This is a genomic window from Gracilibacillus sp. JCM 18860 (assembly GCF_055395245.1).
This window is the reverse complement of sequence record NZ_AP043868.1, coordinates 284,038-297,895: the sequence shown is the minus strand read 5'-3', so window position 1 is coordinate 297,895 and position 13,858 is coordinate 284,038. Positions and strand designations below refer to the sequence as shown.

The window sequence follows — 13,858 nt, the reverse complement described above, 5'->3', positions numbered from 1 at the left end:
ACGACACCTCCTAACTAATTAATGTATTCGTATCTACAATCAAGGCTACCTGACCATCGCCTAAAATGGTTGCACCAGAAATCGCAAATACGTCCCCTAGATAATCCCCTAGTGATTTTAAAACAATTTCATGCTGTCCAATAAATTTATTTACAATTAAACCAGCCATTTTCTCCCCTTTGCGAATGATGACAACCGAATAATGCTCCTCTTCGGTTTCTCCAGCTGGTATTTCAAACACATTTTTCAAGGAAACTAATGGTACTACCTTTCCTCTAAAGTCAATGACTTCTTTATTATGGGCATTCAGAATATCGTTCTTGTGAATGATTGCTGTTTCAATAATAGATGAAAGTGGTATGGCATATTTTTCTTCTTCCACTTCGACGAGCAACACAGAAATTATGGATAAAGTTAGTGGCAATTGAATCGAAAATAATGACCCTTTTCCTTCTTCAGATTCAATGGTTAAAGTTCCACCAAGTGATTCAATAGTATTCCTTACAACATCTAATCCAACACCTCGTCCAGAAATGTCTGAAATCTTATCAGCCGTAGAAAAACCACTTGACATAATTAATTGATGTACCTGTTGATCAGTCAATGTTTCTGCTTCCTCTGAAGTAATTACCTGATTGGCAATAGCTTTCTCAAGTACCTTCTCTCGATTAATACCCGCACCATCATCTGCTATTTCGATAAAGACATGGTTACCACTGTGATATGCCTTTAATGTCAAATGACCCTCTTCCTGTTTGCCTTTAGCCTTACGCTTTTCAGGAGTTTCGATACCGTGGTCTAAAGAATTGCGAATTAAATGAACCAAAGGGTCACCAATTTCATCAATAACCGTACGATCTAATTCTGTTTCGGCACCAATTATTTCAAGATTAATCCTTTTACCTAAATCCTTCGACAGCTGTCGAACCATTCTTGGAAATCGATTAAATACTTGCTCTACAGGAACCATTCTCATATTCAAAATGATGTTCTGCAAATCACCAGTTACTCTTGTCATTCTCTCCACCGTTTCGGATAGATCTGGATTCTTTAAGTTTGTAGCGATTTGTTCTAGCTGGCCACGATCAATGACTAATTCCTCAAAAAGGTTCATTAATCCATCTAGACGATCGATATTCACTCGAATTGTTTTGCTCGTAACTGCTTTTTGCGTGTTATTTTTTTCAGACTCTTTTTCTTGTGGCTTGGATGTTTTTGGTTCATCTTTAGCTTTTGGTGGTTCTGATTGGGTTTGAAATGAAAATTCTCGAACAGTTACTTTATCGATTTCCGATACTTTCCTTACTCTTTGTTCAATGTCATTTGCATCGTGTTTTGTAATAAGTAATACATGAAAATCTAAATCAAAATTTTCTTCTTCTAATTCTTGAACAGCCGGTTCTGACTTAATTACCTCACCGACTTGTTCTAACACCTCAAAGATCATATACACTCGAGCTGCTTTTAGTAAACAATTATCATTTAATTTGACGTATACTTCGAAATTCTTAAAGTCCTTCTCTGCTGATTGTTGGAGAACAGCCATTTCAAATTCATCGAGTTTACTGAAATGGACATTATCACTAGTAGTTTGTTCGCTTTCTTCAATTATTTGCACCTCACGATCTGGTGCCTCGTTGTTTTCAATCTGTTGAAGCTGTTTGACAAGCTGTTGTACATCAGAAGAACCATTTCCTCCCTCAGCAATATCGAAAACCATACCTTCTAACTGGTCAACCGCTTGAAATATTACGTCAATCATCGTAGAGTTGACCACTATCTTTTCATTTCTTACAGCATCCAATACATTTTCCATTTTATGTGTCAAATCAGCAATGTCTTGAAAGCCCATCGTAGCAGCCATGCCTTTAAGTGTGTGTGCTGAGCGAAATATTTCGCCAATTGTATTCAAATTAGTAGGTTCCTTTTCTAGAACAAGCAGCTGATCATTTAGGGACTGGATATGTTCTTTACTTTCTTCGATAAAGACTTCTAAATACTCATTATTTTCCAATTTCCTCACCTCTCATATGTTAGACTTTTTCCTGCAAGATTGTGCTTATATCTTGGATATCTAAAACATAATCTACTAAACTAGTTCTTTCGGCGGCTTGTGGCATTCCATAAACAACACAGGTTTCTTTAGATTGGGAAATGGTAATCGTTCTCGGATGCCTCTGTTTCAATTGAACTATACCATTAGATCCATCCTTCCCCATTCCTGTTAGAATAATAGAAAGGGGATGACAATGAGGTAACCTTGCAATCGAACCAAACAAGACATCCACCGAGGGTTGGTGACCATTTACCGGTTCGCGCTTTGACACTTTAGCAATCAATTCCGCCCCATTCCCTATCACCTCAAACTGTTTCCCACCTTCTGCTATGTAGACCTTACCCTTTTCAATTAAATCACCATTTTCCACTTCTTTTACTTCTACATTGGATAATTTATTCAAGCGATCTGCAAGTGATTTGGTAAAACCTTTTGGCATATGTTGCACAACTACAATTGGTGCCTTAAAATCACTTGGTAAATTGGTGATAATCTCCTGTAATGCTCTCGGACCTCCCGTTGAAGAGCCAATCGCAATGATCGGGTTGACCATAGGGCGATTACGTTTTAGAAATCGGCTTTCTGTATCCAAAGAGACCGATTTTGCTTTCTCTCTTTTTTGAAAGGTGGATATGTTAGAAACTACTGCCTGCTCGACTTTACTGATAATCTCTTGTTGGATCTCTTTAATATTCAATGAAATCGAACCAGATGGCTTTGCGATAAAATCAACTGCGCCTAATGACATTGCTTCCATTGTTTTATCTGCACCTATTTTAGTCAAACTGGATAACATAACAACTGGCGTTGGACTCTTCTCCATCATATGAGTTAATGTCGTAATCCCGTCCATAATAGGCATTTCGACATCCATTGTCACTACATCAGGCTTCCACTTTTCTACTTTTTCGAGCGCATCTTCTCCGTTTCTCGCTGTAGAAATCACCTCGATTAGTCTAGATTGATTAATAATATCTGTGATCATCTTTCTCATGAATGCTGAATCATCTACAACTAACGCAGTATATTTTTTCATTCAGTTCTACCTTCCTGTCATTGGCTAAGTTAAAGTCGAGATAAATATTGTTTCAATTCCTTTAGAAAATCTTTACCTTTCCGCTTTTTTCTTGGCGCGATTCCTAAAAATTGGTCAGTGATTTGATCAATGGCCACAGATGCCTTCGATTTTGGGTTCTTCAGTAAAAAGGGATGCTGTTCGATAACTGCCGACATCACAACAGGATCATCCGGAACCATACCTAAAGGAAACATATCATACTCAAGAAAACGTTTAATTGCCGTAATCATACGATTCGTTATCATATCTCCTTGTTGCTTATTCATCACCCTATTTAAAATAAGATGGACCTGTGTTTTTTTATACGATAGAATATGTTTCACCATTGAATAAGCATCTGTGATCGACGTTGGTTCAGGTGTCGTTACAACAAGACAGTCATCCACAGCCTTCATATAATGAATCGTTTCTTGTGTTACACCTGCTCCCAAATCAAAGATTACATAGTCATAGTCATTAAGTATTAGTTCTAATTGTTCTAAAAAATGGACTAATTTCTCCTCACCCAGTTGAAAAATACTTTCTTGTGCATTCCCACCAGGTATATAGGACAGTGTATTTGGTCCTGATTCTATAATATCATAAATAGACGAATTTTTCTCGAAAATTTTAAGGATAGAATGCTCAGATGATCTTCCAAGTAATATTTCGATATTCCCCATCCCGATATCCAAGTCAAATAATAGTACTTTTTTACCTTTTTTTGAAAGAGAAAGGGAGAAGTTAAGTGCGATATTTGACTTACCTACCCCTCCTTTTCCACTTACAACCGCAATTGTTTTAGCAAGATTTTGATGATGGATTCCTTTCATTTTAGCTCTTAGGTGTGATGCTTGATCTGTATTCATTTAATCACCAACTATAAGTTTTGCAATATGATCAATCGAAGCTTCTTCTATGTCATCCGGTACATCTTGACCTGTTGTTAGGAATGCTATTCCAATGTTGTGTTGCAAAGATAAATTTAGAGCAGCACCATAAGAAGTTGTTTCATCCTTTTTTGTGAAAATAATTTGTTTAACAGGAACATGACGAAATTGGTCATAAATTGCCTCGAGATCATTACTTTTTGTTGTTAAAGATAAAACTAGATAAGTATCTACTTCTTCATTTAAATCCATTACATTGCCCAATTCTTCCACATATTTTTCATCCCTGAAATTACGACCAGCTGTATCAACAAAAACGAGATCAAAATCTGAAAATTTTTCTCGTGCTTTGTTGTAGTCCTCGAGATTATATGCAACTTCTATCGGAACATCTAAAATTTTTGAATAGGTTTTCAGCTGTTCGATTGCAGCGATTCGATACGTATCCGTTGTAATAAGCGCCACTTTTTTACGTTCATTAAGAACACTGTGTGCTGCAAGTTTGGCAATGGTCGTTGTTTTCCCAACACCTGTTGGTCCTACAAGATGAACGAATTGATTTTGATAATCTGATTTTCCAAAGCTTCCTTTATTAGCTAATCGATGCTTTATTTCAAATGCTAGCTTTTTCTTCAGTTTCTCCATATCCTCTTCCTGCTCGTTGCTCGTATGGATTGTGTCCACTAGCTCCATTGCTATGTCTTTATTTACTTCTTGATTTTCTAAATGGTCAAGTAGTTCTTGATAAGGTAAAGGAAACGTGTGATCTTGATTTTTTTGTTGAATTAATCGCTTCATATCTTTGATTTCTTTTAATAGATGATCTTGTTTGCCTTCTGCTAATACTGAACTCATAGGCTTTGCAACTACTGGTTTAGATGGAACAGGCTTTTTACGAGGACTATCAATTCCAGCCAGTACTTCTAACTTTCTTTTTTTAAATAGTCCTAAAAAACCCCCCTCATGAATGACCTTAGAATTCAGAATAACGGCATCTTCTCCTAATTCTCGGCGAACTATCTGCATTACTTCTGGCATTGTCGAACCTTTGATTTTTTTTATTTTCATGCTACATTCACCACTCCGATGCTTTTTATTTCCGCTGTTGGCTCGATTTCGTTATAGGAAAGCACAATCACCTGTGGGAAAAATCGATCCAATAATTGCTTCATATACATTCTTATAGTAGGAGAACATAGAATAATAGGATTTTCTTCCTGAAGTGACATAACTTCCACATTTTCAGAAACAGACTGGATAACTTGCTGTTGCGTATCAGGATCCATTGCTAAATAACTTCCATGTTCTGTTTGCTGGATATGTTCTGCGATCACTTTCTCTACCTCACCAGCTACAGTAATAACTTTTAGTTCATTTCTACCTTGTAGCAAATCAGCGGTAATTTGGGCGGAAAGAGATTGTCTAGCATATTCAGTTAGTAAATCTGTATCCTTTGTCATTTTTCCAAAATCCGCTAATGTCTCAAAAATAACAGGTAAGTTCTTAATCGAAACATTTTCTCTCAATAACTTAGCCAATACCTTTTGTACATCTCCAATTGCGAGCGGTTCTGGTGTAACCTCCTCCACTAATATTGGATAACTCTCCTTTAGATGATCGACCAATTGCTTTGTCTCTTGGCGACCAAGAAGTTGGTGAGCATTGCGCTTAATAATTTCCGTAATATGTGTGGAAACGACAGAAGGTGGGTCCACTACTGTATATCCAGACAATTCGGCATCATCCTTTGTTTCTTCTGTAATCCACTTTGCTGGAAGTCCAAAGGCAGGTTCAGTTGTTTCGATTCCATCTAGCTCATCATCCTCAATCCCTGGACTCATTGCTAAGAAATGATCTAGTAACAATTCACCACTTGCCACTTCATTTCCCTTTATTTTTAACCGGTATTCATTTGGGTTTAATTGAATATTGTCTCGTATTCTGACAACAGGGATAACCAGTCCTAGTTCAATAGCAAGTTGCCTTCTAATCATGACAATTCGATCTAGTAAATCCCCACCTTGATTGGAATCTGCCAATGGGATTAAACCATACCCAAATTCAAATTCAATTGGGTCCATGTTAATCAGACCTACAACATTTTCAGGTGCTTTCATTTCTTCAGATTCCGTTTCATCTACCTCTGATTCGGTAACATTCGCTTCTTGTTTAGCTTTTTTAGATATCATATAAGCAGTACCAATTAATACTATCGCAATAAGGGTTGTTAAGAAGGGATTAATTGGTGTCAGTCCTAGTAAGAAAATAGTACCCCCCGCAATATAAAGCAAGTTAGGATAACGTAACAATTGTTGACTAACATCCGCACTCAAATTACCATCAGAGGCTGCTCTTGTTACTACAATACCAGTCGCAGTTGAAATCAATAATGCAGGTATTTGACTGACCAAGCCATCTCCCACTGTTAATCGCATATACACATCGATCGCTTCATTAAAGCTTAATTCTAATTGCATCATACCGATGATTAAACCAAAAATAATATTAATTAGAACAATAATAATACCAGCAATAGCGTCACCTTTGACGAATTTACTCGCACCGTCCATTGCTCCATGAAAATCTGCCTCTTGTTCAATTTTTTCTCTTCGTTCTTTAGCTTGCTGTTCATTAATCATACCGGCATTTAAATCTGCATCTATACTCATCTGTTTTCCTGGCATTGCATCTAATGTAAAACGTGCCGCAACCTCAGATACACGCTCACTACCCTTAGTAATAACTAGAAATTGAATAATAACTAGAATAATAAAAACAACAAATCCTACTAATGGGTTATCACCAATAACAAATGTTCCAAATGTATCCACAACATTTCCTGCATCCGCTTCAGATAAAATGGACCTCGTTGTGGAAACATTTAATCCTAGTCGGAACAATGTTAACAATAATAGCAATGACGGGAATACTGAAAATTGTAAAGTGTCAACCGTATTCATTGAAACAAGGATAACGATTAATGCTAGAGATATATTTGTTAAAATTAATATACTTAATAACCACCCTGGTAATGGTATAACTAACATAATAATGATGAGAATAACACCTAGTAAAACGGAAAAATCTCTAGCTTTCATGTCATACAACTCCTTTAAGCTTACAAAACATAAACATGGTTAAATTTTCTTCTGAACTCGATATACATAGGCAAGTATTTCAGCCACTGCCTGAAAATACGCTTCATCTATTATCTCGCCTATTTCAGTTTGACTATATAATGCTCTTGCTAGAGGCCGATTTTCTACCATGACAATCCGGTGATTACTAGCAATCTCTTTAATTTTCATTGCAACAAAATCAACACCTTTAGCAACAACATACGGAGCGTCTGCCTTCGATTCGTCATATTTTAATGCAATCGCATAATGAGTTGGGTTTGTAATAATGACATCTGCTTCAGGAACTTGACTCATCATCCGTTGCATAGCCATCTGCCTTTGTTTTTCCTTTATTTTTGACTTAATTAAAGGATCCCCTTCTATATTTTTGTACTCATCCTTCACATCATCTTTTGACATTTTATTTTGTTTCTCAAAATCGAAACGTTGATAGGCATAATCAAAAACCGATACGATTAATAGACCTATAGCGGCAGCAATCCCCATTTGAATAGTCATACTTCCAAAAAAGGCTAACGCACCATGTACATCCTTATCAACAAGCATTAGCATTTCATCCTTGTTTATCCAGATGATCGCAAAGGTAATAGCCCCAACAACTAAAATCTTTAATAAAGACTTCACTAATTCCACTAGAGCACGTACGGAAAAAATTCTTTTTGCACCTTGAATTGGATCAATCTTACTTAGCTTCATTTTCAACGGTTCTGTTGTAAACAAAAAGCCAACTTGTAAGAAATTAGAAGCTAATCCTGCCACAATAGCAATAAGTAGAATTGGTGCAATGGTTAAGGCAATCTGCCATCCGAAATCTAAAAAGATTTCAAAAACTTGATCTTCCGTAACTTCTAAATGGATATATTCCGTGAATGACTTGCTATACATATCTGTCATCATTGTTTTAAAACTATTACCAGTTACAAATAGTACAATAAAAACTAAAAATAATAGAATAGCAGTATTCACATCTTGGCTTTTTGCCACTTGTCCTTTCTTTCTAGCATCTTGACGCTTTTTTGGAGTTGCTTTTTCGGTTTTTTCTCCAGCAAAATACTGCAGATTAAGTTTTAACATTTTGTTAAGCACCTCCAAATAAATGAATCAATCCTTCCATTGTGTCAAGGGTCAAGGAGAACAACTGTTGTACCATGGCAATATAAAAAGGAATAAACATGAACAACACTAGAAAAGATACGAGTATTTTTAAAGGTAATCCAACAACAAATACATTCAATTGAGGGACTGTTCTTGCAATTATTCCTAATGCTACGTCTACAAGAAATAAGCAACCGACAATAGGAATGGATAGTTGAAAAGCAATTAAAAACATTTTACTAAAAGTTAATAAAATAAAATCAAGGTTGCTAAATGAAAAAAATTGATCCAAAGGAATAACTTCAAAACTATATACTAAGCCATTAAGGAGTAAATGGTGACCATCTACTACTAAGATAAAGAGAATGGCGATAGTATAGAAATACTGCCCTATTAACGGACTTTGTGCTCCTGTTTGAGGATCGACGACATTCGCAATTGCAAACCCCATTTGAAAATCGATAAATCCACCAGCTATTTGTATTGCAGCCAAAATGATATATGCGATTAGTCCTAAAAGTAACCCGATGATCGCTTCTTTTATAATAAGCAACACATATTGGTCATCAAAAGCTAGTTCTGGTGTTGGTATAGTATACAGCATGATCCATGCTAAAAAGATTCCCATTCCGATCTTTAAAGGTAAAGGAACATTACGATAAGAGAATACCGGGATGGTAACGAAAAAAGCTATTATTCTAACTAATATTAAGATAAATGCAGGCAGGATATTGATGTCTATTAATTCAAACATAGGCTATCCTACAAACTGATTTAGATTTTGAAATAAATTAGCAGCAAATTCCACCATTGTTGACAGCATCCATGGTCCAAAAATCACTAATCCAACTAAAACCGCAACAATTTTTGGGATAAAGGCTAATGTTTGTTCTTGAATTTGCGTTGTTGCTTGAAAAATACTAACAAGTAGTCCTACTGCCAATGCTAATATTAATAATGGTCCTGTTACCATTAAAATGGTATAAATCCCTTGCTCTGCTAATGATATTACAAATTCACCACTCACTCGTAACTTCCTTTCTTATCATAATGGCAAAAACCCATCCAATAAAGAATGCGTAATTAAGTACCACCCGTCCACTAAAACAAAAAGTAAAATTTTAAATGGTAATGAAATCATTACTGGTGGTAACATCATCATACCCATGGACATCAAAACACTTGCCACTGCCATATCAATTACTAAAAATGGAACAAAGATCATAAATCCCATTTGGAAGGCTGTTTTTAATTCACTAATAGCAAATGCTGGTACAAGTGTTGTAAGTGGTATATCCTCAACCGATTCTGGTTCTTCAATCGATGCATAATTCATAAAAAGAGCCAAATCCTTTTGTCTTGTATGCTTTGCCATAAACTCTTTTACTGGAGCACTAGCATTATCATAGGCTTCTTCCAGTGATATTTCTTCATTGAAAAGGGGCTGCAATGCTTGCTCATTAACCTCCTGAAAGGTTGGGGCCATAATAAAAAAAGTCATAAACAAGGCTAAACCAATCAAAATTTGATTTGGAGGCATTTGCTGAGTCGCCAATGATGTTCTCACAAAGGATAGTACGATAATGATTCTAGTAAAACAGGTCATTAAGATTAGAATGCTCGGTGCTAACGATAATACGGTAAGAAGCAAAAGCAATCTTACAGAAGTTGAAATATTTTGTGGATCCGTACCTGAGAAAACATCAATTAAACTAATTATCATGATGCTTCTTTATCTTTCTCATTTTTTGCAATATTTGCTTTCTTCCTTCTTTCATCGTAGTAAGCTCCTTCTTAAATAATTGACCAAATTCTTTACTAGCTTGACTCTCAACCCTGTTTTGCTTTACACTTTTGTCTTTTATCCATGGCATAAAATCCATCGATTTATTGCCTTCATTCTCATTCTTTTTTAATTGCTCCATTGTCTCCTCATCCGTAATTTCTAATAGTAACTCGATATTGTCGCCTACCCCTATGACATAATATCTATCTCCAATACGGATGGTTTGGAGGGATTTGTTTGCCCCGACAGAAATCCCACCATAGTTCTCTATAATACCTTGCTTTCCTAAATATTTATTTCTATTTTTTAAAAACTTTGAAATGAAGATTATTAAAGCAATGATGACACCAAGCGCTAATACTAGCCTTAATAAACTAATGATAAAATTTGGTGACTCTACTTCCGCTTGCTCGACTTCAGTAGACTCATTTGTCTTTGTTTCTTGTTTTTCCTTCTCTTGATTTTCCTTTTCTTGATTTTGATTAAAGTATTCCTCCACACTTTGTGAAGCATAGGTAGTGATGGAGGATGTTAAGAAAAGAGCACAGATCAAGATAGAGAGAATAACTCCTTTGCGGTTAATTGTCACCACCTCTTTAACCTATTACTTTCGAAATTGCCTCAATGACACGATCTGCTTGAAATGGCTTTACAATAAAATCTCGTGCACCAGCTTGAATAGCATCTATTACCATTGCTTGCTGTCCCATTGCTGAGCACATAATAATATTTGCCTCACTGTCTTTTCCCTTTATTTCCTTTAATGCCGCAATCCCATCCATCTCAGGCATCGTAATATCCATTGTCACTAAATCTGGTTTTAATTCATCATATTTTTCCACCGCTTCTACGCCATCTTGTGCTTCCCCAACAACTTCGTATCCGTTTTTCGTTAAAATATCTTTAACCATCATTCTCATGAAAGCAGCATCATCTACTATTAATACACGTTTTGACATCTCACTCAATCCTCTCTAAAATCAAATTATTTAAGTTGTTTAATTCGAGCTTCTTTACTCACAATATCTGTTACTCTAACTCCGAAATTCTCATCAATTACGACAACTTCCCCTTGAGCAATTAGTTTATGATTAACTAATATATCTACAGGTTCCCCTGCTAATTTATCTAATTCCAAAATAGACCCAGAGGTAAGTTCAAGTATTTCTTTGACGTTTCGCTTCGTTCTACCAAGCTCTACAGTGACCTGTAATGGTATATCCAGCAATAAATCTAAGTTTCTTCTCTCTTCCTTTGGTAACGGTAAATCTTCAAAATCTGAGAAGGAGGCTGATTGAACTTCTGCTTTACTATTACTATTTGTCCCCATTTTTCTTGGTTCAGTCGGTTGTTCTACTGTACCTACAGAACTATACGATTGACTATGATTCTCATTTTCTTTTACAGGTTCTTTTCCTTCATCTATCACTTGTTCCTCTTCGGATGCATTCAAAAGACTATCCACCAGCTCTTTACCGAACGAAATTGGCAATAACTGCATAATTTTCGAATCAATTAAATGACCAACCTTTAATTGGAAAGAGACTTTTATCACAACATCATTATCTTCTTTTAAATATTTGTTAGCTTCTTCCTCTGTGACATCCATAATTGATATGGTTGGAGGAGAAATATCTACTTTTTTATGGAAAATAGTGGACATACTCGTCGCCGATGTGCCCATCATTTGATTCATTGCTTCTTGGACTGCGCTTAAGTGTATATCATTTAACTCATTATCTGCGGCCTCTCCCGTACCTCCTAGCATCAAGTCAGCAATCACTGCTGCATCCTTTGATTCGAGCATAAATAAATTAGCTCCACTGAATCCCTCTGTATATCTTACCTCCACACCAACATAAGGCACAGGGAATTCTTCCTCTAATAATCCTTTTTCAATAACCGAAATGGTAGGTGTAGTAATTTCTACTTTCTGATTCAAAAGAGTAGATAATGCGGTAGCAGAGCTACCAAAGGATATATTCCCAATCTCACCTAAAGCATCCTTTTCTAATGAGGAAAGATATTCGTTAGAGGAAGGAGTATTAGTGTCATTAGTATGGTTTGTGTTCTCATCTTGATCATCACTACCATTTAATAGTGCATCGATTTCATCTTGTGATAACATTCCGTCATTCATCATTGAAATCCCCTCCCTTAATCTCTTCTAATATTTGAACAGCAAGTCTATTTTTCTTTTTCCCTGGCTGAACATAAAATTTAGGTACTTTATCTACTTGCAAGACCAGTGGCTGTTCAATGGATTGATTTAAAATGATGGTGTCCTTTGCACTTAAAAACATCAGCTCCTCTACAGATATTGAGCTTTTACCAAGTACGACAGATAGGTCCATTTTTGCCTTCTTAATATTTTTTGTAATTAATTCATATTCTTCTGGCTTTCTTTCCTTCGAACTCTCATTTTGCATCCAATAGTGTACGGATAGTTTAGGAATAATTGGCTCCAATACAACGTGTGGAATACAAATATTGATCATTCCACTACTATCACCAATGGTTGTATCTAATGAAACAACCACAACCGTTTCATTTGGTGATACTAATTGTAAAAATTGTGGATTCACCTCAAAATCCTCGAGGATCGGGTCAATTTCCGTAATTGAACTCCATGCTTCTTGTAAATTATCTAATGCTTTTACAAATAATTGAGACATTAAGGTTGTTTCAATTTCGGTTAAATTCTCTATGTTATTTACGCTTGTCCCTTTTCCACCTAGAATTCGATCAAGCATCGCATAGGCAATGTTTGGATTAAATTCAAAAATGATCCTTCCATCCAATGGGGCAACACTATAAACATTCAGAATCGTCATCGCTGGAATCGATCGAATAAATTCTTCATAAGGTATCTGATCAACTGAAGCAACCGATATATCTACATATGTACGTAATTGAGCTGAGAAATAAGTTGATAGTAATCTTGCAAAATTATCATGAATTCTTGAGATGTTTCGAATTTGATCCTTCGAAAACCGTAATGCTCTTTTAAAATCATATACCTTTACTTTTTTATCTTTTTCCTCTTCTTTTAATTGATTAGCATCCATTTCACCAGATGATAATGCAGACAAAAGTGCATCAATTTCACTCTGGGATAATACCTCATCTGCCATTCTTCCACCTCCATTCCGGAGCAATTATTACTGAATAACCTTGCTTGTTATTAAAACATCCGTTATTTTGCCTTCTGTCATCTTTTTACTCATTGCTGCTTGAATATTATCTTCTAATTGCGCAAGATTTTCTCTAAAGTCTTTTTCTGTTAGATCCACTGATTGTTTGATGAATTCATTCTTTACTTGAAATTCACGTTTTGCAATTTCTTCGGCACCAGCTTTACTATCAGTGATGAATTGAAACTGGATAAGAACAAAATTTCCGTCTTTTAAATCCGTTCGCATCTCCTCTGTGGTATAAGAGAACTCTACCATTTGATCAATGGTTAATTCACCACCGGTGTCTTTACTATTTAATAAGAAGTAAAGGGTAATACCACCACCAATAGTAATAAGAATTAATATGATAACTAATGATTTTACAAATTTAGGATTCATCTTCATCACCTATTTCTCTTTGAAGTTGATTCAAGCCAATTAATTGAAAATATTCGGTTACTAGTTTTTTTACTTCTTCCTCTGATTCCTTAACAAAGACTTTTTTTTGATTCACTAGAGTTATGGTGGTATCAGGGAATGATTCAATTCTCTCAATATATAGAGCATTCAATGTTAGTCGGTCATTATTTAATTTCGTTAATGTAATCATGCGTGTAAGAAGGTTAAGGGGTCATCACTTAACCTTCTTCCTCCCTTT

At 35.7% G+C, this 13,858-nt stretch carries 15 protein-coding genes; all 15 read right to left on the bottom strand.

Translation table 11 applies throughout. The annotated features are described in order from the left end of the window. Positions 1 to 10: 10 nt before the first annotated feature. Genes ACZ5R4_RS01585 through ACZ5R4_RS01515 form a run of 15 tightly spaced genes read right to left on the bottom strand, consistent with a single transcriptional unit; the run spans position 11 to position 13,810 of the window. Positions 11 to 2,014, bottom strand: coding sequence for a chemotaxis protein CheA (locus ACZ5R4_RS01585; RefSeq protein WP_109984425.1), 2,004 nt, complete (start codon positions 2,012 to 2,014; stop codon positions 11 to 13). Positions 2,015 to 2,033: 19 nt separating this feature from the next. Continuing rightward, the gene (locus tag ACZ5R4_RS01580; RefSeq protein ID WP_109984426.1) at positions 2,034 to 3,092 is read right to left on the bottom strand and encodes a protein-glutamate methylesterase/protein-glutamine glutaminase; all 1,059 of its coding nucleotides are present in this window, start codon (positions 3,090 to 3,092) and stop codon (positions 2,034 to 2,036) included. A 29-nt stretch (positions 3,093 to 3,121) separates the two neighbouring features. Continuing rightward, the gene (locus ACZ5R4_RS01575; protein WP_464367990.1) at positions 3,122 to 3,982 is read right to left on the bottom strand and encodes a MinD/ParA family protein; all 861 of its coding nucleotides are present in this window, start codon (positions 3,980 to 3,982) and stop codon (positions 3,122 to 3,124) included. Next, positions 3,983 to 5,071, bottom strand: coding sequence for a flagellar biosynthesis protein FlhF (gene flhF, locus ACZ5R4_RS01570; protein ID WP_054859488.1), 1,089 nt, complete (start codon positions 5,069 to 5,071; stop codon positions 3,983 to 3,985). Beyond that, positions 5,068 to 7,101, bottom strand: coding sequence for a flagellar biosynthesis protein FlhA (gene flhA / locus ACZ5R4_RS01565; protein ID WP_464367989.1), 2,034 nt, complete (start codon positions 7,099 to 7,101; stop codon positions 5,068 to 5,070). Before flhA ends, flhF begins: the two co-directional genes overlap by 4 nt. 39 nt (positions 7,102 to 7,140) lie before the next feature. Further along, positions 7,141 to 8,217, bottom strand: a complete 1,077-nt coding sequence (gene flhB, locus ACZ5R4_RS01560) for a flagellar biosynthesis protein FlhB (protein WP_109984430.1) — start codon at positions 8,215 to 8,217, stop codon at positions 7,141 to 7,143. A 4-nt stretch (positions 8,218 to 8,221) separates the two neighbouring features. Then, on the bottom strand, positions 8,222 to 8,992 hold the full coding sequence (fliR, locus tag ACZ5R4_RS01555) for a flagellar biosynthetic protein FliR (RefSeq protein WP_277677850.1): 771 nt from the start codon (positions 8,990 to 8,992) through the stop codon (positions 8,222 to 8,224). Positions 8,993 to 8,995: 3 nt separating this feature from the next. Then, the gene (gene fliQ, locus ACZ5R4_RS01550) at positions 8,996 to 9,265 is read right to left on the bottom strand and encodes a flagellar biosynthesis protein FliQ (protein ID WP_054787554.1); all 270 of its coding nucleotides are present in this window, start codon (positions 9,263 to 9,265) and stop codon (positions 8,996 to 8,998) included. A gap of 18 nt (positions 9,266 to 9,283) precedes the next feature. Beyond that, positions 9,284 to 9,961: a flagellar type III secretion system pore protein FliP gene (gene fliP, locus ACZ5R4_RS01545; protein ID WP_181397502.1), complete on the bottom strand. Its 678-nt coding sequence runs from the start codon at positions 9,959 to 9,961 to the stop codon at positions 9,284 to 9,286. Further along, positions 9,951 to 10,616 (bottom strand): flagellar biosynthetic protein FliO, encoded by a 666-nt coding sequence (locus tag ACZ5R4_RS01540; protein WP_464367988.1) that lies wholly within the window; start codon positions 10,614 to 10,616, stop codon positions 9,951 to 9,953. The genes fliP and ACZ5R4_RS01540 overlap by 11 nt, the downstream gene beginning before the upstream one ends. Before the next feature lie 4 nt (positions 10,617 to 10,620). Next, positions 10,621 to 10,983, bottom strand: coding sequence for a response regulator (locus ACZ5R4_RS01535; protein WP_054787556.1), 363 nt, complete (start codon positions 10,981 to 10,983; stop codon positions 10,621 to 10,623). 26 nt (positions 10,984 to 11,009) lie between these two features. Beyond that, positions 11,010 to 12,167 carry a flagellar motor switch phosphatase FliY gene (gene fliY / locus ACZ5R4_RS01530; protein ID WP_054859493.1) on the bottom strand — a complete coding sequence of 386 codons (1,158 nt, stop codon included), beginning with the start codon at positions 12,165 to 12,167 and terminating at the stop codon, positions 11,010 to 11,012. Further along, a complete protein-coding gene (gene fliM / locus ACZ5R4_RS01525) occupies positions 12,157 to 13,158 on the bottom strand; it encodes a flagellar motor switch protein FliM (RefSeq protein WP_109984433.1) in 1,002 nt (333 codons plus the stop codon). The genes fliY and fliM overlap by 11 nt, the downstream gene beginning before the upstream one ends. Before the next feature lie 27 nt (positions 13,159 to 13,185). Further along, on the bottom strand, positions 13,186 to 13,599 hold the full coding sequence (locus ACZ5R4_RS01520; protein WP_054787621.1) for a flagellar basal body-associated FliL family protein: 414 nt from the start codon (positions 13,597 to 13,599) through the stop codon (positions 13,186 to 13,188). Next, positions 13,589 to 13,810, bottom strand: a complete 222-nt coding sequence (locus tag ACZ5R4_RS01515) for a flagellar FlbD family protein (protein ID WP_054859496.1) — start codon at positions 13,808 to 13,810, stop codon at positions 13,589 to 13,591. Before ACZ5R4_RS01515 ends, ACZ5R4_RS01520 begins: the two co-directional genes overlap by 11 nt. Between the last annotated feature and the right edge of the window lie 48 nt (positions 13,811 to 13,858).